Source organism: Bradyrhizobium sp. (genome assembly GCF_035652035.1).
Taxonomy (GTDB): domain Bacteria; phylum Pseudomonadota; class Alphaproteobacteria; order Rhizobiales; family Xanthobacteraceae; genus Bradyrhizobium.
On sequence record NZ_DASREO010000091.1, the window covers coordinates 58332 to 79043 of the forward strand.

At 61.3% G+C, this 20712-nt stretch carries 12 protein-coding genes; 8 read left to right on the forward strand and 4 right to left on the reverse strand.

All coding sequences use genetic code 11. The annotated features are described in order from the left end of the window. Positions 1-21: 21 nt before the first annotated feature. The 3 genes from VFB05_RS24205 to VFB05_RS24215 form a co-directional block, all read right to left on the reverse strand. Positions 22-1023 carry a glycosyltransferase family 2 protein gene (locus VFB05_RS24205; RefSeq protein ID WP_325017015.1) on the reverse strand — a complete coding sequence of 334 codons (1002 nt, stop codon included), beginning with the start codon at positions 1021-1023 and terminating at the stop codon, positions 22-24. Positions 1024-1215: 192 nt separating this feature from the next. Then, complete coding sequence (locus tag VFB05_RS24210) at positions 1216-2406, reverse strand: CoA transferase (RefSeq protein ID WP_325017017.1); 1191 nt, start codon at positions 2404-2406, stop codon at positions 1216-1218. A 160-nt stretch (positions 2407-2566) separates the two neighbouring features. Then, positions 2567-3721 (reverse strand): glycosyltransferase family 4 protein, encoded by a 1155-nt coding sequence (locus VFB05_RS24215; protein WP_325017019.1) that lies wholly within the window; start codon positions 3719-3721, stop codon positions 2567-2569. 435 nt (positions 3722-4156) lie between these two features. Between VFB05_RS24215 and VFB05_RS24220 the strand changes: the two genes are divergently transcribed. Together VFB05_RS24220 and VFB05_RS24225 are read left to right on the forward strand one after the other, a co-directional pair. After that, on the forward strand, positions 4157-7981 hold the full coding sequence (locus VFB05_RS24220; RefSeq protein WP_325017021.1) for an NF038122 family metalloprotease: 3825 nt from the start codon (positions 4157-4159) through the stop codon (positions 7979-7981). A gap of 357 nt (positions 7982-8338) precedes the next feature. Beyond that, complete coding sequence (locus VFB05_RS24225; protein ID WP_325017023.1) at positions 8339-13084, forward strand: S8 family serine peptidase; 4746 nt, start codon at positions 8339-8341, stop codon at positions 13082-13084. 90 nt (positions 13085-13174) lie between these two features. Here VFB05_RS24225 and VFB05_RS24230 read toward each other — a convergent pair whose 3' ends face one another. Further along, the gene (locus VFB05_RS24230) at positions 13175-14071 is read right to left on the reverse strand and encodes a class I SAM-dependent methyltransferase (protein WP_325017025.1); all 897 of its coding nucleotides are present in this window, start codon (positions 14069-14071) and stop codon (positions 13175-13177) included. A gap of 431 nt (positions 14072-14502) precedes the next feature. On the opposite strand from VFB05_RS24230, the gene VFB05_RS24235 reads away from it, so the two are divergent. From VFB05_RS24235 to VFB05_RS24260, 6 genes are all read left to right on the forward strand, one after another. Next, complete coding sequence (locus VFB05_RS24235; protein ID WP_325017027.1) at positions 14503-15153, forward strand: winged helix-turn-helix transcriptional regulator; 651 nt, start codon at positions 14503-14505, stop codon at positions 15151-15153. Continuing rightward, on the forward strand, positions 15150-15659 hold the full coding sequence (locus VFB05_RS24240; RefSeq protein WP_325017029.1) for a transcriptional activator RfaH: 510 nt from the start codon (positions 15150-15152) through the stop codon (positions 15657-15659). Before VFB05_RS24235 ends, VFB05_RS24240 begins: the two co-directional genes overlap by 4 nt. 177 nt (positions 15660-15836) lie before the next feature. Continuing rightward, positions 15837-16679 (forward strand): ABC transporter permease, encoded by an 843-nt coding sequence (locus tag VFB05_RS24245; RefSeq protein ID WP_325017031.1) that lies wholly within the window; start codon positions 15837-15839, stop codon positions 16677-16679. A gap of 6 nt (positions 16680-16685) precedes the next feature. Then, positions 16686-18074 (forward strand): polysaccharide ABC transporter ATP-binding protein, encoded by a 1389-nt coding sequence (locus VFB05_RS24250; RefSeq protein ID WP_325017033.1) that lies wholly within the window; start codon positions 16686-16688, stop codon positions 18072-18074. Between the two features lie 94 nt (positions 18075-18168). Next, complete coding sequence (gene asnB, locus VFB05_RS24255) at positions 18169-20028, forward strand: asparagine synthase (glutamine-hydrolyzing) (protein ID WP_325017035.1); 1860 nt, start codon at positions 18169-18171, stop codon at positions 20026-20028. Further along, positions 20012-20710, forward strand: coding sequence for an N-acetylneuraminate synthase family protein (locus tag VFB05_RS24260; protein WP_325017037.1), 699 nt, complete (start codon positions 20012-20014; stop codon positions 20708-20710). Before asnB ends, VFB05_RS24260 begins: the two co-directional genes overlap by 17 nt. Positions 20711-20712 lie beyond the last annotated feature (2 nt).

Genomic DNA, 20712 nt, shown 5'->3' on the forward strand with positions numbered 1-20712 from the left:
CTATCCTCTGGAGGCCCGGCTTTATGCCTGACTGGCTTCGGTTGCGGATTGCGGACCCGGAGAGTCTTCCTCGTCGCGCGCCCGCAACGGTTCGATCCGCTGGTCGATGATGGGAGCCGGTATATGCCGGGTATTCTTGAAGATACGCCCGATGTACTCGCCGAGCAGGCCGATGAAGGCGGTCTGAACGCTGGTCGAGATCAAAATCAGGATGACCAGGGTTGCGAACCCCTGCGGCTTGCCGACCGCCAGAAGGGACCAGGCGAAGTAAAACAGCGCTCCGAGAAGTGAGAGAACACTAAACGTCGTTCCGAGAAGTGTGATCAGTTCAAGCGGCTTCGTGGATTGGCCACAAACGCCATCCACGCCGAGGCGGATCAGCGAGAGAAGTCGAAATTTGCTCTTTCCGCGCACACGCTCGGCGCGGTCATAGGGAATCCCGGTCTGCTGATATCCCAGATGCGCAATCACGCCTCTGATATACGGCGCCTCATCCTCTACCTTCCGCAGGTCCTCGATCACCGCCCGATCGATCAGACGGAAATCGCCGGCATCGACCGGCAAGTCGACGCTGCTGAGTTTTGCCAGGCCTCGATAGAACAGCTTCCGCGCAACGCTCAGCAGCGGATTTTCCGGCCGGCTTCGGCGGATGCCGTACACGACCTTGTAGCCTTGTTCCCAGGCCGCGAGAAACTCGCCGAAGAGTTCCGGGGGATCCTGGAGGTCCGCGTCGATCTGAATAGCGGCATCGCCTCTGGCATTCAGATAGTTGGTCAGGATCGACAGCTGAAAACCGAAATTCCGCGTGAAACGGATAACGCGGATCCTGTTATCGGCACGGGCTTCGCCGGCGAGCCGCTCAAACGTTGCGTCGGTGCTCGCATTGTCGGTGAATAAGAACTCGAAATCGTAGTGGTGATGGGTTTCGGCGACGGCGCGCAGCCGCTCCATGAGCGGCTTGATGTTGTCTGCTTCATTCAGGACCGGTACCGAAATCGTCACCAGTCGCTTCAAAACAGTCACGCTGCACGCACCCGATCGTTTCATCCAGGCTGACGAGCATCGCCATATCAGGCTTCGACAAGGCCCGGGCACCCCGGACGATGTTGCTCAGTCAGCAAACCGGCTATTCCATACAGGCTGGCGGCAAATGCGGCAAGGATGGCGGGCGCCGGCTACATCCTCAGATCGGGACGATCGCAGGCCAACACTGGCTCACACAATCTTTTTCTGCCGCAGGTTGCCGATCTCATCCTTGGTGAAGCCAAACTCCGTCAAAATCTCCTCGGTCTGTTCGCCGAACTCCGGCGGCCGCGCCGCCATCTTGCTCGGCGTGCGCGACAGCGTGAAGGGCTGGCCAACCAGGCGGATGTGACGGCCTTCCGCGTTTGGAACGTCCTGCGCCATGCCGAGATGCTCCACTTGCGCATCCGCGAACACCTGGTCGATGGAATAGATCGGGCCGCAGGGCACACCGGCGGCGTTGAATTCCTTCACCCAGGTCTCGCTCGATTTCTTTTCGGTGAACTTGCCGATCTCGGCGTTAAGGGCCTTCCGGTTCTTCGAGCGGTCAGGACCGGTGGCGTATTCCGGACGGTTGACGAGATCCGGCGCGCCGAGCGCTTCGCAAAAGCGCACCCAGATCCGACCGCCTGTGGTGGCGATGTTGATATAGCCGTCGGAGGTCTTGAACACGCCGGTCGGAATCGAGGTCGGATGGTCGTTGCCGGCCTGCTTGGCGACGTCCTTGTCCATCAGCCAGCGCGAGGCCTGGAAATCCAGCATGAAGATCTGCGCTTGAAGCAGCGATGTCTTCACCCACTGGCCTTCGCCGGACACGTCACGCTCGAGCAGGGCGGTCAAAATCCCCATAGCGCAGAAGAGACCCGCGGTGAGATCGGCGACGGGAATGCCGACCCGCATCGGGCCTTCGCCGGGCGCTCCGGTAATCGACATCAGCCCGCCCATGCCTTGGGCGATCTGATCGAAGCCGGGACGCTTGTGATAGGGGCCATCCTGCCCGAAGCCGGAAATCGAGCCATAGACGATGCGCGGATTGATCTTGCGCACGCTCTCATAGTCGACGCCGAGCTTGGCCTTCACGTCGGGGCGGAAATTCTCGACGATGACGTCGGCCTTCTCCACCAGCCGCTTGAAGACGGCGAGGCCTTCCGGATTTTTCAGGTTGAGCGCCATCGCGCGCTTGTTGCGGTGCAAATTCTGGAAGTCAGAGCCATGGCGCGGGCCGCCGAGCTGTTCGCCGGCATCCTCCAGAATCGCGTCGATCTTGATGACGTTGGCGCCCCAGTCCGCCAGTTGCCGCACGCAGGTCGGGCCGGCCCGGACGCGGGTGAGATCAAGCACGGTGAAGCGGGCGAGAGCCTGTGAGGCGCGCGGGGACGGCATTTTTGGGCTGCTCCGTCGGGATCAACGGGACGAATGGCCGTCCCTCTTATTGTTATACCGCAGGTATAGGAGACCGCTTCGCGCCCGACAATCCTGTTTGACCACCACTCCCTTGCGGCCACAGCATAACTAGGCTTTCCTGGGGCGGGGCGGCCCAGATTCAGAATTGCCGCGACGTTGCCATGAGGGCGTCGTAAAGTCCGACGATCTCTTCGCCGATGATTTTGGCCGAGAGTTTGCTGACGACCAGTTCCCGTGCGGCCCTCGCATATCTTGCGCGCAGATCGGCTGAGTTTGCGAGTTTCACGATCGCCCGCGCGAGCGCCTCTGGATCTTCAATGGGCACGAGAAGGCCGGTTTGATCGTCGATGACGATCTCCCGGCAGCCGGGCGCGTCGGTCGCGATCAGGGCGCGCGCACAGGCGGCGGCCTCCATCAGGCTTCCCGGCAGACCCTCGCGGTGCGACGGCAGGATCGCGAAATGACATCGCCTCCAAAGTGAAGAGATATCCTTGACCTGTCCGAGCCAGGTGATGCCCGGACGCTTGGTCCATTCGTTCACCTCTTGCAGCGAGACGGACGCGGGATTGGCCGGGTCCGGATTGCCGGCAATCAGCAGGTTGGTTTCAAGGCGCTGCCGCCGCACGATGTCGTGCGCGGCCACCAGCGCGCGGATGCCTTTGTCGGTCAAGAGCCGTCCCGCAAAGCCGTAGGTGATGGGTCCATCGGGTTCGGGCAAAGGCTGCAAGGCATCCGTATCGACGCCCGATCCCGGAATCAACACGATCCTTTTCTCGCCGATCCCGAGAGCTGTGAGTGCCGCGCGATCGTCGGGGTTCTGGACGAGCACGACATCGCCCGCCCGATCCAGCAGCACGGGCAGCAATCGCTTCAGGATGGCTCGCAACGCGCGCGTCCGCCACGTCGACGACGTAAAGACATAACCCATGCCGGTCAGCGCGCTGATATAGGGAAACTTCCTGCCGAAGGCCGCGATCGAGCCGAAGACGCAGCATTGCAGGCCGGAGTGGTGCGCAACATCCGGCTTGATGCCAGCCGTGATGCGACGAAGTGCGAGGATCGCTCGCAGCGCCGACAGCGGCGAGGTGCCGCCGCGTTGCAAGGGAATTGGATGCAGCGTGAATCCTTCCGCCTCGATCGCAGCTGCGCCGCTATCGACACGGGTGGCCACATGCACATCGAAGCCGGCTTTTTTTGCCGCCCGGGCCATCGGCAGGCGATTCAACAGGAAGGCCCAGTCCTCGTTGACGACGTAGAGCAGTCTTCGGGGTGGTGTGGCGCAAGGAATGGTCATATGGCTCAAAGTTTCGGTCAGGCAGAACGGCCCAAGCTCGGCAAGGCCCGGAATGATTAGCCGGGCATATACGCGCTAATCAAATGTTGATTGACCGGATTTCTACGGGTGAACAAGCGGGGCAGGGCGCTGCTATAAGCGGCCCGGCTTGGCAAAATCCCTCGGGCGGGGCTGCCACAAGCGGAAGGCGGTGGAGAAGGATCGCAGATTGGCCGATCGCACGCCTGTCACGGGTCATAACGCCACCAATTGTGCCGGCATACGAAACGTCAAATTAACGTTGGAAGAAGCACTATAGGGTGCAATTTTGCCCTGTGTTGTTGACGAGAGACTGCGATGATTCGTCGGCCTTGTGCGCCAGCCACGGCTGAGAATGCGGATCCAGGGTACAGCCGAAACGTGCTGAAATTCCTATTGAAACTCAAGGACTAAGTGATGAGGTCGCATTTCCTTCTCGACCCGCTGGACCCCAATGGCGACCTCGGCCTTGGGCTGGGCGATAGCGACTTTAATTTTGGTCCGGCTCTCCCCGGCCTTTCCAGTCACGGAACCTCGACAGCGCCTGCGGCGACGATGCCGGTCGCCCCGGTTCTCCCCGACGAATCCGTTGAAGCCATAGCCGCAAACGCAAGTTCCGGCAGTGGGGGTCCCGGTTCGGTCGTGGCCGAAACCTCCAGCAGCGGCTTTACGATCAACCTGATCTTTGATGCTGCAGCGATGGCGGCTCCGGCAAGTTTCCGGGCTGGCATCCAGCAGGCGGCGGCGATCCTGTCCTCGACCATCACCAACAAGATCACCGTCAATATTGACGTCGATTACAATGGGACCGGCGGCGGCGCGGCGGCGGGGCCCACCACGGGTCTGTATGAGAGCTATTCGAGCGTCAGGGCCGATCTGATCGCTGGAGCCGCCCCCGGCGACACCACGTTCAATGCCCTGCCCAACGCCAGTTCGATTGCGGGGCAATCGCAGGTCGCGGTCTGGAATGCACAATTGAAGCTGTTCGGGTTGCTGAGTGCGACCAACAGCGCCGCCGATGGCGCCGCCACCTTTGCCACCGATATCAATTCGAACCTCCTGGTCGGGGTCGCCCTGCATGAACTCACCCACGCGATGGGACGTGTGCCGTATGGTCCCTCGAATACGCAGCCAACGATCACACAGCCGGACATTTTCGATTTTTATCGTTTCACATCCGGCGCCATTCTCATTGACGGCAACAACAGCGCACCTGCCGCCTATTTTTCCCTCGACGGCGGCAATACGAAGCTCGCCGACTTCGGCATGTATTCGGACGCAAGTGATTTTCTCAATCCTGCAAATGGCGCTCTTCCGGGACCCTACAGCAACCTGACCCCGAACGATCCGTTCAACGAACTCTATGGAAGCGGCACGCTTCAGAGCCTGACTTCGGTCGATCTGAAAATGCTTGACGCCCTCGGGTTCAACGTCAATCCGCTCGGCGTTGCCGTCGTCGGCAATGCGGGCCAGGCGGTGCAGGGCGGTGCCAACCTCTTGCTGCTCAGCAGCCAGCCCGCCATCAACGATCCCAACAGTACGACGCTCACGAGCGCGACGATCAAGATTGCGAATGTGAGCGGCAATGCGGTTGCGGGCGACCAGCTCTACGACATCACCACCGGCGGCCTTGTCCAGAACGGCTCGGTCGGCAACGGTGTGACCGCGAGCTGGAATTCGACCACCAACACGCTGACGCTGAGCGGAACCGCCAGTCTTGCCGTCTACGATGCCTTGCTGAGCGAGGTCAGCTACACGGACACCGGCACCGATACGTCCAGCGGCAGCCATCCGGTTCGCACGGTCACATGGACGGTCAACGACGGCACCAATTCCTACAGCGCGGCGTCGCAGATGACGATCGACCGGGCGCCGGTGGGCGCGAACGATGCCGCGACCGATACGGTCGGAACGACGATCAGTGCCGGGGCGGGGGGCGGCGTGCTCTCGAACGATACCGACCTTGATCATGACACGCTGACCGTCACGGCTGTGTCTAACTATGCGAGCGCCGCGGGCACCGTAGGATCGTCCCTTGCGGGCCAATTTGGCCATCTGACCCTCAACGCCAACGGCTCGTACTCCTACGTCGCGGATAACACCACGGTCATCAACGCGGCAGCGAATGGCCTGCTTCACGACAGCTTCACCTACACGGTGAGTGACGGCAAGGGCGCCACATCGACCGCAACATTGAGCGTCGCCGTCGAGCGTGCGCCGGTGGTCACGACGGCGAATGTCACCTTGAATGCAGGTCAGACCGTGGCGGCCTCGAGCCTGTTCACGGCGAGCGATCCGAACAGCACGTTGAATGCTCCGAACGGCAACGCGATCACCGAGTACCAGTTCTGGGATCGCACCAGCGACTCCGCCAGCGGGCATTTCTATTTCAACGGCGTTCAGATCGCCGATCACACCTTGCTCGACGTCACGGCGGCGCAGTTGAGCCAGGTGACATTCGTCGCGGGCATCGATCAGACCGCGCTCGAAGTGCGTGCCTATGACGGCTTCAGCTGGAGCGCGGCGGACAGTGCGCTGTGGGCACCGTTCACCGTCAACGTCAACTTGCCGTCGCCGCCGGTGGTGACGACGGCGAATGTCACCTTGAATGCAGGTCAGTCGGTGCAAGCCTCGACCCTGTTCACGGTCAGCGACCCGAACAACCTCGCAATCACCGAATACCAGTTCTGGGACCGCACCAGCGATTCAGCGAGCGGGCATTTCTATTTCAACGGCGTCAAGGTGGCGGATCACACTCTGCTCGACGTCACGGCGGCGCAGTTGAGCCAGGTGACCTTCGTCAACGGCACCGATTCGACCGCACTCGAAGTGCGGGCCTATGACGGCGTGAGCTGGAGCGCGGCGGACAGTGCGCTGTGGGCGCCGTTCACGGTCAGTGTCGCGGCGGCACCACCGCCGGCATCGCCGGTGGTGACAACGGCGAATGTCACCTTGAATGCAGGTCAGGCGGTGCAGGCCTCGAGCCTGTTCACGGTCAGCGACCCGAACAACCTCGCAATCACCGAATACCAGTTCTGGGACCGCACCAGCGATTCCGCGAGCGGGCACTTCTATTTCAACGGCGTCAAGGTGGCGGATCACACTCTGCTCGACGTCACGGCGGCGCAGCTGAGCGAGGTGACCTTCGTCAACGGCACCGATTCGACCGCCCTCGAAGTGCGGGCCTATGACGGAGTGAGCTGGAGCGCCGCGGACAGTGCGCTGTGGGCGCCGTTCACCGTCAGCGTCACGGCGGCGCCGCCGCCGGCGCTGCCGGTGGTGACGACCGCTAATATCACCGAGAACGCCCATCAGACGGTGGCGGCCTCGAGCCTGTTCACGGTGAGCGACCCGAACAATCTTCCGATCACCGAATACCAGTTCTGGGATCGCACCAGCGATTCCGCGAGCGGGCATTTCTACTTCAACGGCGTTCAGATCGCCGATCATACTCTGCTCGATGTCACGGCGGCGCAGCTGAGCCAGGTGACCTTCGTCAACGGCACTGACCCGACCTCGCTGGAAGTGCGGGCCTATGACGGGGTGAGCTGGAGCGCATCCGATAGCCAGCTATGGGCTCCCTTCACCGTCAGCGTCACGCCGGCTCAGCCGCCGGTGGTGACGACGCAGAATCTCACCGAGCCGGCCAATCAAACCCTGGCGGCGTCGAGCCTGTTCACGGTGAGCGACCCGAACAACCTTCCGATCACCGAGTACCAGTTCTGGGACCGCACCAGCGATTCAGCGAGCGGCCATTTCTACTTCAACGGCGTTCAGATCGCCGATCATACTCTGCTCGATGTCACGGCGGCGCAACTGAGCCAAGTCACGTTCGTCACCGGTACCGATGGAAACGGGCTGGAGGTGAGGGCCTATGACGGGGTGAGCTGGAGCGCATCGGACAGTGCGCTGTGGGCTCCCTTCACCGTGACGATTACGCCGACGGCGCCGGCCACGGCGCCCGCCGAGGCCGTGACGTTATCCAGCGGCGCGACAGTCGCCGATAACTTCGTCTTCGCGCCGAATTTCGGCCAGGCCACCATCGCCAACTTCAACCCATCATCCGGGACGATGCAGATCGATCACACGATGTTTGCCACCGTCAGCGCGCTGCTCTCGGCAACGCATGACGATGTGAACGGCAACGCCGTGATTACGGATGCCCAGCACGACACCATCACCGTCAAAGGTGTCTCGACGGCCCAACTGCTGGCGCATCAGACGGACTTCCATATCGTGTGAATATCGTGTGAGTAGATTTGGGCCAGATTCCGTGACCGCGGCATTTCTCCGGCCATCCTGATATTTCCGGCCAAAATCAATTCCGTGTTACCCGCGCTAGTTGCAGTCTGACCACAGTTCTCCTGAAATTTGCCCGGTTGCCTCGGACTCCTGTTGTCGCAAGGGCGCCCGGCAGGCATCGCAGGCTGTCCACTTTTCGCGACCGCAATGGAGCTTCTGGCCTCCAAATCTGAATGCCGCACCACGTCGGAAGAAGCGTTGCACCGACACACGCTGTTCGCAAGTCTCTGCCATTGACTCAACCAGAGGTCATGGCGACAACGGCTATGCCGCAAAATTCGTAATCAAGGCCAAACGATGAAATCGCGTTTCGTCTCCGACCCGCAGGACACTTCTCCAAGTCTCGACACGAATGTCCTTCCCCCATCGCTCGACCTTGCATTCGATCCGGGCGGCCAGGCTCAGCATCATCAGGAGACGCTGTCGCCCGCGCCCGAAGCGATCTTGCCAGACCTGCCGCTGACGACGAGCGAAGAGGGACCTGCGAACACCGGCGAGACCGCATCTGCGGCTTCCTTCGCTTTGCTTGACATTCAGACAAATGCGGCGAGTCCGGAAACGGACTCCTCGATGGCGTCGACCGTGGACTACAGCTCGGGCGCCGGTAGTATGAATATTATCGGGACGCCAGTTCAGGAAACGAATTCTGGGCCGAACATCGGTCTCCATATCGCCCCGCCCGTCGACACTGATTTCACGACGTCGGCCGACGCCTTGTTCGCTCCGCAACAATCTGCGCTGCCGTCCGCCGTTTCAATAAACTTCGCGAGCCTGATGCCGACGCCCCTCGCAGGCCACGTCGCGGTCACCGTCGCCGATTCGAGTGGCGTCGAAGCAGCTCTTTTGCACCCGGCCTCGCAGGCGACCAGCGCCGACGCTGTCGCGCCGGTGACGGGTATCACCAGCCTCGCATCCCTGGACAACTCCGGCCCCGGCGCTGCTGTCACCAACTCAGCTGTCGGCTCGGGCGGCGCAAACGCAGCCCAGGTGCAGCAGGCGCTGGACGAAAGCGGACTAAGCGTCAACGGCAGTGGCATCAAGGTCGGCGTGTTGTCCGACAGCTTCAACGATCTCGGCGGCGCGGCAGCTGATGAAGCGGACGGCGCGCTGCCATCAGCCTCGAAGGTCCAGGTCCTCAGCGATCTTTCGTCGGGCGGCAGCGATGAAGGCCGCGCGATGATGCAAATCATCCACGATATCGCGCCTGGATCGAATCTTGCCTTCTATACCGCCGACAACAGCGAGCAGAATTTTGCCAACGGCATCCTGTCGCTCGCCGCCTCCGGTTGCAAGGTGATCTGCGACGACGTCACTTATTTCGATGAGCCGTTCTTCCAGAACGGCATTGTCGCGCAAGCCATCGAGAAAGTTGAATCCGAGGGCGTGACCTTTGTCACGTCGGCCGGTAACGATGCAGCAAATGCCTATCAGGCGGCCTGGACACATGGGTCAGGTACATTCGACAACGCATTTTATAACGATGTTGAACTCTTCAACGGCAGCCTCGCCCAGACCATCACGGTCACCGCAGGCTCAGCGCTGCTGCTCCAGTGGAGCGAGCCATACGGGCAGGCAAATCCCTTTACGAGCTTCGACGTCCCCAACATCGAGCTCAATATCTTCCAAAACGGACGCCTGGTCGACATAGAAACAGCCGGTAACCTGAACAATCCCTTCATCGGCGTTGGGTTCAACGTGTCTGGCACCTACCAGATTGTGATCGCCAACAATGGCGGACCCGATCCCGGCACGATCAAGGAAGTGCTATCGGGCGACGGCCTGCCCGATACGATCGACGGCGCGAATACCGGCACGGTTTTCGGCCATCACATGACGCCCGGCGCGATCACTGCGGGCGCCGTCAACGCCGGCGATACACTCCCATTCGGCATCTTTCCGACAAACGAAGTCTTTTCATCGTCGGGCTCCGGGACAGAGCTGTTGTTCGCTGACGACGGCACAACACTCTCATCGCCGGACTTCCTCGAGCCGGTCGCCGTCTCCGGTATCGACAATATCGCCACAACGGTTCCGGGTGGTCTGAAGGATTTCTTCGGCACCTCAGCGGCGTCGGCAAGCCTCGCCGGCGTTGCTGCGCTTATTCTGGCGGCCAACCCGGATCTCACGCCGACCCAGGTCGAGGCGATCATGGAGCAGACCGCGCTGAACATAGGAAACGCGGCAACGGCCGGTGCAGGCCTGGTCCAGGTCGACGCGGCGGTCGCTTTGGCCACGCCGCTGGCGGTGGCTGGCACCGCGTCGGAGGCCATGCAGGGTGGTGCTCCGGCTTTGCTCCTGAGCGGTGCGCCCATTATCCATGATCTTAACAGCACGATGCTCTCCAGTGCGACGATCACGATTGCGGATGCGAGCGGCAACCCGATCGCCGGCGATTTACTGTTCGTCGACACGAGCGAAGGCAACGTGCAGGCAGGTGTGCCAATAGACGGCGTCTCCCTAAGCTGGAATGCGGTGACTCATACGTTGACGCTGAGCGGGACCGCCACGATTTCGACCTACGAAGCGCTGCTCGGCGAAGTTACGTTCCAGGACACGAGCACGGATACGCTGAGCGGCAGCCATCCGGTCCGAACCGTCACGTGGATGATAAACGACGGCACCGATTCCTTTGATGCGGCCTCGCAAATCACTATCGATCGGTCGCCCGTGGTCAACAACAACGCCGCCACCGTTACGACTGGCGAGACCATCACCGCGACCGCGAAGACGGGCGTGCTGTCGAACGCTTCCGATCTCGATGGCGACAAGCTCACCGTGACGGGCGTCAGCGATACGGCGAATGGCGTCGGCACCATAGGATCGTCTTTGGCGGGGCAGTATGGCGTTCTGACGCTCAACGCTGATGGCTCGTACTCCTACGTCGCCAACACCATTTCGTCAGGTCTCCCCCCATCGGGGATTTATTTGTTCAGTGATCTTCAGGATGTCTTCACCTACACAGTGAGCGACGGCCACGGCGGCACCTCGACGGCAACATTGAACATCAAAGTCGACCTCTTGCCGGGGGTGGCGACATCGAACGTCAGCGAGATTCCGAATCAGACGCTACAGGCATCGAGCCTGTTCACGGCGTTCGACCCGAACGGCTTCGCGATCACCGAGTACCAGTTCTGGGACCGCACCAGCGATTCCGCAAGCGGCCATCTCTATTTCAATGGCGTCCAGGTCGCCGATCACACCGTGCTCGACGTCACCGCGGCACAGCTCAGCGAGGTGACCTTCGTCACCGGGACGGATCCGACTGCCCTCGAAGTGCGGGCCTATGACGGTATCAACTGGAGCGCATCGGAGAGCCAGCTGTGGGCGCCGTTCACCGTCAACGTCACGTTGCCTCAGCCGCCGGTGGTGACGACGTCGAATGTCACTTTGAATGCAGGTCAGTCGGTGCAGGCGGCGACCCTGTTCCAGGTGAGCGACCCGGGTAACCTTGCGATCACCGAGTACCAGTTCTGGGACCGCACCAGCGATTCCGCGAGCGGCCATTTCTACTTCAACGGCGTCAAGGTCGCCGATCACACCGTGCTCGACGTCACGGCGGCGCAGCTGAGCGAGGTGACCTTCGTCAGCGGCACCGATCCGACCTCGCTGGAAGTGCGGGCCTATGATGGCGTGAGCTGGAGCGCATCGGAGAATGCGCTGTGGGCGCCGTTCACCGTCAACGTCACGGCGGCGCCGCCGCCGGGGCTGCCCGTCGTGACGACCGCGAACGTCACCCTCAGTGCCGGTCAGTCGGTGCAGGCATCGACCCTGTTCCAGGTGAGCGACCCGAATAATCTGGCGATCACCGAATACCAGTTCTGGGATCGCACCAGCGATTCCGCGAGCGGGCACTTCTATTTCAATGGCGTCAAGGTGGCGGATCACACTCTGCTCGACGTCACGGCGGCGCAACTGAGCGAGGTGACCTTCGTCAGCGGCACCGATCCGACCTCGCTGGAGGTGCGGGCCTATGACGGCGTGAACTGGAGCGCAACGGAGAGCCAGCTGTGGGCGCCCTTCACGGTCAGCGTCGCAGCGGGGCCGGCGCCGGGACTGCCGGTGGTGACGACCGCGAACGTTACCGAGGCCGCAGGTCAGACGGTGCAGGCATCGACCCTGTTCCAGGTGAGCGACCCGAATAATTTTGCGATCACCGAGTACCAGTTCTGGGACCGCACCAGCGATTCGGCGAGCGGTCATTTCTATTACAACGGCGTGCTCGTGCCGGATCACACCGTGCTCGACGTCACGGCGGCGCAGTTAAGCCATGTGACCTTCGTCAACGGCACCGATCCGACCTCGCTGGAGGTGCGGGCCTATGATGGCGTGAACTGGAGCGCATCGGAGAATGCGCTGTGGGCGCCGTTCACCGTCGGCGTCACACCGGCTTCGCCGCCGGTGGTGACGACGCAGAATCTCACCGAGGCTGCCCATCAGACGCTCGCCGCATCAAGCCTGTTCCAGGTGAGCGACCCGAACAATCTGGCGATCACCGAATACCAGTTCTGGGACCGCACCAGCGACCCCGCGAGCGGCCACTTCTTCTTCAATGGCGCCCAGATCGCCGACCACACCGTGCTCGACGTCACGGCAGCGCAGCTCAGCGCGGTGACGTTCGTTACCGGTACGGATTCAAACGCCCTGGAAGTGCGGGCCTATGACGGGGTGAGCTGGAGCGCTTCGGAGAGCCAGCTGTGGGCGCCGTTCAACGTGACGATCTCGTCGACGTCGCCGCTATCGACGGTCGCAGCCAGCACGTCCCCCGCTGAAGCCGTGACGCTCTCCACCGGAGCGACAGTTGCCGACAACTTCGTCTTTGCGCCGAATTTCGGCCAGGCCACCGTCACCAACTTCAACTCCGTATCCGATACGCTCCCGATCGACCACACCATGTTCGCCACCGTCAGCGCGCTTTTGGCGGCAACGCATGACGACGTGAACGGCAACGCCGTCATCACCGATGCCCAGCACGACACCATCACCCTCAAGAACGTCACGACCGCCCAACTGCTGGCGCATCAGTCAGACTTCCATATCGTGTGAGGTGAGCCGTGGAGACTTGCGGCGTTCGCCTGGCGCGTTCGACGACAGGCGGGCGCTCCGTAATCAGTTTGCGCGGTTGGTTCGTCGCCCTCAGGCAAACCGGCTAGCGGGCTTTGAAAGTTCGAAGACCGATATCGCCACAACGCTCTCCGGCGGATCGGGGTCGTGGTGGATGAAGCTGCGGCGCACATGGCCTTCGAACAGTTTGAGGATCTGATCGCAATTCTTGACGTAGGTCGCTTCATTTCGAAAATGACGCTGGCGGCTTTCGCTTATGGCTTTATCCGTTTCGTCCTTATACTCATCGCCGATCGCGACAATTGCCTTGTCTTTCGCAACACGGATCATCTCGCGTGCAGCGAGATCCTGATCTCTGCTGTAGCTCAGTGCAAAGGAGTGGATAACAACGTCGAAGTTGTTATCTGGATATGGCAGTGCGTGCATGTCTCCGACGTCTATGAACGGTGAATAGGAGAACAGATCCAGACCCCGCGTGCTCTCTGGAGAGAAGCCGGCTGCGAACAATCCGAAAATCTCGTTCTCCGACCGAGGTCCAATCACCAGGACCGAAAAACGATGTCGATTGTGTAACAACTTGTCGATCGAGCAAACAGCTGCCACCAGAAGCATCGGTCGCTCCATCACGGCAGCGCTTCCCGGGTTGAACGCGGTCAGGTTGTAGTCCAGCGTATTGTGGGCGATCGCTTCGCCGGCGCCATTGAAGCGTTTCAGGTTCTTCATCAGATTACGGGCGCGATCGTCGGCGATAGCCTGTCGAGCGAAACTCATCTCAAGCAGCATCGAGGGATGATCCGCAAGGCGACGGCGAATGGTGGCGAAAGTCGAGATTTCGGCAAATGCGGTCGGATTCGTCGGATTGGTCCGCTCGCCCGGGCGGCCAACGATCGATAGGACGGCCCTTTTGAGCGGTGCCTTGAGAGAGACCGGCAGTCGGCGAACGATAGAACGGTAGGCCGCGTGCAACATCGACAAGTCCTTGTCTGGCGCGGAACTTTGCCATTCACGCCGCGCCCCGAAACAGGCCAATAGCCACCTTCAGGCGGCTTGGCAATTTCGGCTGAATGGGATTTGCGGAGACGCCGGAAGCCCTGATACTGGTTCTCATTTTCCTGATTGAGTTCGCGGCGTCGAGATTGCCCTCGCTGCTTCCGGCGTTTTTTTGCGCTTACCGGAAGGGACGGGGGTCGCCGGCAGGACATCAGGGTTCGGCCAGGCTTCGCTTTTCGCCTTTTGGATTTGCGGATCCACCGGCGACGGCGGCCACTTTACCTGCCGTGGTCTCGTCATTAAAGTAAAATATAGTAGAATCAATATGTTACAGTTGTTCAACACATGAACATGGTGCTTGACGTTCACAGCTTGAACACGCTATTAGATCGTGGGCCGGAGGGGGTAGCGTGGAACGACTGTTGGACACGGCGCACGAGAATGAGAACGAGCGTATCGTTCTCAGTCTCCTGAGCTCGGTGGAAACCGATGGTGCGCGTTCGCAGCGCCGGATCGCCGCCGAACTTGGCATCGCGCTTGGCCTCGTCAACGCCTACCTCAAACGCTGCGTCAAGAAGGGCCTGGTCAAGGTTGGGGATGCTCCGGCACGGCGCTACGCCTATTACCTGACGCCCCAGGGGTTTGCCGAGAAATCGCGCCTCACGGTGCAATATCTATCTGATTCGTTTTCGTTCTTCCGGCTGGCCAAGAGCGATTGTGCGCGCGTGCTCGAACGGGCCAAGGAAAACGGGTTTCGCCGGCTGGTCCTTGCCGGCAAGTCTGACCTTGCCGAGATCGCCACTCTCTGTGCCGTCGAAGCGGGCGTCGCGATCGTCGCAGTTGTCGATCTTCACAGCGACGTTGCGCACTTCGTCGGGGTCAACGTCTGCAAATCTTATGACGAGGTGCGGGAAGGCTTCGACGCCGTCATCGTCACCGATCTCGCCCGTGCAAGAGAATCGTACGACGCGGCTGCGGTGGCCTGCGGTGCCAACCGCGTCCTGGCGCCGGCGTTGCTCGGCTTGCGGGAGCAAAGCAAGGCGGCGGAGGCGTCGTCATGACCGAAGCTTCCCGCTGGTACGTTGTCCAGACTCAGGTCAATAGCGAACTGAAGGCCGCGCAAAATCTGCTGCGTCAGGGCTACGAGATCTATCTGCCGCGCTACCTGAAGCGCCGTCGTCACGCGCGCAAGGTCGATCTCGTCGCCAAGCCGCTGTTCCCGCGCTACCTGTTCGTCGCCGTCGACATCGCGGCGCAGCGCTGGCGCTCCATCCAGTCCACCTTCGGTGTCTCGCGTCTTGTCACCAACGGCAACGATCCGGCCCTAGTGCCGCAGGGCGTGGTCTCGGCGCTAAGAGCGCGCGAGGACGCGAAGGGTTTTGTCACGATGGATTCGAGGCCCAAATTCGCGCCCGGCGACAAGGTGCGAGTGCTCGCGGGCGTGTTCATGGATGCTGCCGGGTTGTTCGATGGAATAGGCGACCACGACCGGGTCGCCATTTTGCTCGACATGCTCGGCGGAAAGATTCGCGTCCATCTCGACGCAGATCTGGTGGCTGCCGCCTGAGGGCGGCGTATCGCGTGGCGTCGTAAGCCGCCGCGTTCAGTTGCGGCTCCTGATTCAGGAGCGTTCGGGTGAAGCGTTTTTCACCCGGACTGCGGTAGCATGGAAACTTTTGACAGATGATTGTCCGGGTCACAACCGCGCGGGCCGTACCGCCAGGCGCCTGGTGAGAGGCTGAAGATGACGATGGTCTTGGCGCCGGTTGAGCAAGTGGACACCGGCCTCCGCTCTCAGGCGGAGACTGCAGCCGGTGATTTGTGGCATGGCCTTCAGAGAAGAGAACTTTGGGGCCGTCTCGGCTGGCTTGACGTCAGGCGACGCTACAAGCGGACGACGATCGGCCCATTCTGGAATTCGATCACGCTCGCCGTCTACGTGCTCTCGGTTGGTACTGTCGGCGCGGCCATCTGGCACCAGAACCTCTATGACTACTTGCCATTTCTGGTCAGCGGCATGATCGTCTGGACGCTGGTGTCGACGATCATCGTCGAGTCTTGCAATGTGTTCATTGCGGGCCAATCGCTGTTCCGCAATATCCGGTTCGAATATTCGATTCTCGCTTATGCGCTGGTCTGGCGAAACTTCCTTATCCTTCTGCACAACTTCGTGATCTATTTCCTGGTCGTTCTGGTGCTGAAGCCGTCGCTGCTCAGCGTGACGGCGCTTCTGGCGTTGCCGGGTCTCGCACTCGTCCTGCTGAACGGTGTCTGGCTCTCTCTGCTGTTCGGAATCATCTGTCTGCGGTTTCGCGATGTGCCGCCGGTGGTCTCCAGCGCCCTGCAGATCGCGATGTTGATCACGCCGTTGTTCTGGCCGGCCGAAACACTGACTGGGCTCAAGCGGCTCGTATTCGTGGAGGTCAATCCGCTTTATCACGTCCTGGACGTGGTCCGCGCTCCGTTGATCGGCCAGGTGCCGGACGCGGTCAGCTACAGCGTCGTGCTCGCGATGACGATCGTGGGATGGACGTTGGCCTATGCGATTTTCAGGCGCTTCCGCAAGCGCATCGCCTATTGGAGCTGAGAGACCGTGGCCGCAGTCATCCTTGAAAATGTGAATGCGCATTTCCCGATCTACGGGGCGCAGCAACGCAGCCTGCGCAGGGCGCTCCTTCAGCGCGCCACCGGTGGGTCGATTGAGCGCGAGGGGAGGCACAGCGAACGCGTTGTCGTCAAAGCACTGAACGATATCTCGCTGACATTGCATGACGGCGACCGCGTCGGTCTGATCGGCCATAATGGCGCGGGCAAATCGACGTTGCTGAAGTTGATTGCGGGCATCTACGAACCGGTCTCGGGGACGATCAGGGTCGAGGGCAGGGTTACGCCGCTGTTCGATGCTTTGCCTGGGCTCGACGGCGAAGATACCGGGTACGAGAACATCATCACATCCGGAATGCTGATCGGGATGACGCGCGAGCAGATCGAAGCGAAGATTCCGGAAATCGAGGAATTCTGCGAGCTCGGCGAATATCTCAACCTGCCGGTACGAACCTATTCGACCGGCATGACGATGCGTCTCGGTTTTGCGCTGGTAACGGCGCTCGACCCTGGCGTGCTGCTGATGGACGAAGGGTTTGGCACGGGTGACCTCCGCTTCGCTGAGCGCGCGCGGGCGCGCATGAAGGATTTTATCGGACGAAGCCCGATCATGGTGCTGGCGAGTCACTCGGACAGCACCATCAGAGCCATGTGCAACAAGGCGATCATGATGGAGGCGGGGAGAATCGTCGCCTCGGGGCCCGTCGACGAGGTCTGCGATCGGTACTACGAATCTGTGCACGAGGCGGCGCATGCGGCAAGAGCTGCGAAAGTTGCGCGGAATGCGTCCCGTGGAGCCTTTCCGACAGATACCGGAGAGATCCTGGTTCGCGACGCCAATCTGGCGGATCGCCTCAAACGCACCACCGGTTCAATAAGATTTACCGCTGTTGCAGCGAGGGATAATTCTGGACGTCCGAGGTGGGAATACGTTCACGGGGAAACCGCGAATTTCCGGTTTGAATACGAGGTCTTCGAGGAAGTACCACGTGTCGCATTCCTCTTCCGGTTGCTGCTGTCGGATGACCACGCATCGGCAAGCGGCCTTCAGTGCATTACCGATATCCTCGAGACCATCAGCACGACAAAGCTTGAGGTCGGGCATCGCGGCGCCATTGACCTGACCCTGCCTGAATTGAAGCTTCTGCCGAACGATTTCCGGCTATATGTCTGCCTTATCTCTCCGGAACGGACGAGAAATCACGACGTGCTCGATAGCAACGTTGGACTACCTGCACTCGCGGTAAGATCGGGCGCGATCAATGATCGCAGGTTTGGTGCGGTGAGTCTGGACTACCAGTTCCGCGCCACGGAAGCGCAGGAACCGGTCGCGACGCCTAGCGTGGCACCTTCAATCGTCGCTGCTGGCGAGTCCTGATGTTCAGGTCCGAATTCGTCGCAGTTATTCGGCGTGTCGCTTCGATGCGAGTCTCTGGAGCGCGCGTACGAATGGCATTCGCGATCGTCTCAAGATGTGCGGAATAGCCGGCTTTAAGGTGTCAAGACGCGTCGATGAGCGCGTCCTCGATCGGATGGTGACGGCGCTCGTGCACCGCGGGCCCGATTCCGAGGGTTATTATCGGGACGGCGACTACCAGGGCGGCATGCGGCGGCTGTCGATCGTCGACATCGCCCATGGCGACCAGCCGCTCTACGGCGCCGACGGGCACGTGGTGCTGCTCTACAACGGGGAGATCTACAATTACCCGGAGCTTCGCCGCGAGCTGGAGGCGAAGGGACATGTGTTCCGCACCAACTCGGACGGCGAGGTGATCTGTCACCTCTACGAACATCACGGCGAAGATCTGTTCGAGCGGCTCGACGGCATGTTTTCGGCCGCGCTGTGGATCGCGCCCGAGCGCAAGCTCATCCTTGCTCGGGATCTGCCGGGTGAAAAGCCGCTTTATTATAGTGAGCCGTCGCCTGGCGAAGTGGTGTTTGCGTCCGAAATCGCAGCGCTCAAGTTTTTTCCCGGCCTCGATTTCGCGATCGACCGGCAGGCGCTCTGGGATTATCCAACCTTCTTGTGGATCCCCGAGCCCGCAACTGTCTACCGCTCGGTCAAGGCGCTGCCGCGCGGTCACATCCTCTCTGTCAGTGACGGCAAATCGCGTCTGCGCGCCTACAGGAACCGCTTTGAACCGAGGTCGCTGCCGGCGAAAGATACCGTCGCCGAAACGCGTCGCGTCGTCGAAGCTGCGATCAAGAGCAGGCTGTTGTCAGACGTGCCGGTCGGCAGTTTCCTGAGCGGCGGCCTCGACAGCTCGATCGTTGCAACGATTGCCGCGCGTGAGCTCGACCGGTTGGACACGTTCAGCGTCGGCTTCGAGGATGTCGACGACCCCTATCACGGCCGGGCGGATGAGACGGCGGCTGCTGCCAGAACGGCCGCGATCATCGGATCGCGGCATCATGCCATTCATGTTACGGCGCAGAGCTTTCGTGACGAACTCGACATCTTCTGCCGCCATGGCGATCAGCCGTTCGCGGTATCGTCCGGTTTCGGCATTCTCGCGGTGGCCAAGGCCGCCCGCGAAGCTGGAATCAAGGTGCTGCTCTCCGGCGACGGCGCGGATGAGTGCTTCGGCGGCTATTCCTGGTACGCTTATCTCGACCGCCGGGCGCGCAACGGCGTCCCGCATCGCAATGGTGTCGTTTCGTTCCAGAACATCGGGCTGCCGATCGCCGACCGTCTCGCCGCGATCGACATTATGCCGGCGCCCGGCCGCGCCTGGGCCTGGCACTACTACGCGCACGAAGAAGAGAAAAAGGCGCTGTTCTCAGAGGACTTCCGCAGCGGTCTCAACGCGTCGACCCGTCACTTCGGGCCTCGCCAGCACGGCAGTGACTGGAGCCCTATCGATTTCGTGGCGCAGGATCGCGAGTTCTATTTCCCCAATGAAATGCTGCGCAAGGTCGACCGGATGACGATGGCGTATAGCGTCGAGGGCCGCGTTCCGTTTGCCGCGCCGTCAGTGCTCGCCTTTGCCGAAACTCTGAAATTCCCCGAACTCGTCGGCGCCGACGGCACGTTGAAAACGTCGCTGCGCCGTGCCTTCGCCGACGTGCTTCCCGAAGAGGTGGTTGCCCGCCCAAAGCACGGATTCAACGTGCCGATCGACCATTGGCTCAAGGGCGAATGGTCCGATCTCGTGGACGAGACCTTCGCGCCCGGCTCGGCGCTGCGGCGTAACGGTATCGTCGCCGCCGATGCGGGTGACGTGGCGCGCGTCATGCTGGCCGACGCCGGCCGCCTCAACGGGCACACCATCTTTTGCATGATCATGCTCAACCGCTGGCTCGAGAAAGAAGCGCATGGAAATCATCGCTGAAATTGGACAGAACCATAATGGCGACATGGAACTCGCCCGGCGGCTCATTACCGAAGCCAAGGCTGCGGGCGCAGGCGTCGCCAAGTTCCAGGTCTATTCGGCCCGCGATCTCTTTCCCAAGGAAGGAAATGAGTGGTTCGAGTACAACTGCAAGACCGAGCTTAGCCGCGCCGATCTCGAGACGCTGGCGCGCGAATGCCACGATCACGGAATCGAATTCATGGCGTCGGTGTTCGACGTCGAGCGCGTCGGCTGGCTCGAGGCGGTCGGCGCCCGCCGCTACAAGATTGCCTCGCGCTCGGTGCGTGACCGCGCGCTGATCGAGGCGGTCGCAGCGACGGGAAAGCCGGTGATCGTCTCGCTCGGCATGTGGAATGAGCCGTCCTTTCCGAAGTTCGATGCGCCGGGGGGAGTGGGTTATCTCTACTGCGTTTCGAAATATCCGACCGATCTTGCCGATCTCAACTTCGCAGCGGTCGATTTCGAACGCTATCTCGGCTTCAGCGATCACACGGTCGGCGTCGATGCCGCCATGATCGCGCTCTCGCGCGGCGCGCGGGTGATCGAGAAGCATTTTACGCTGGATAAGCAGATGTACGGGCCGGATCATTCGGGCAGCATGACGCCGTCGGAACTTGCGGCGCTGAGCCGCTTCCGCGACAAGCTGAGAGCTGCGCTCTGACC